1 pseudogene is annotated in these 225 nt (G+C 38.7%); it reads left to right on the top strand.

Annotation, left to right across the window (positions count from 1 at the left end):
- Positions 1–225, top strand: a pseudogene (locus ACW9JY_RS10655) (methyl-accepting chemotaxis protein); the annotation flags it as partial.

Raw genomic sequence — 225 nt, 5'->3', positions numbered from 1 at the left:
GAGTCAAGGAATGCAACGGATGAAATATCAGAAATACTAACCAACATAACGCAAGGTACGAACAAAGTGAACGAATCGACGAACAAGGTAGTAGGAACGATAGGAGAAATAAACGAAAAGATGGTGAATGTACAACAAAGTTTCAACAGGATAAAAGAAAGGATAGAAAGGATGGACCAAGGGATAGAAAACATGACTGCAAGTGCAGAAGAACAAAGTGCAAGT

It is taken from the genome of Petrotoga sp. DB-2, from assembly GCF_054051725.1.
This window is presented reverse-complemented; position numbering and strand designations above follow the sequence as displayed.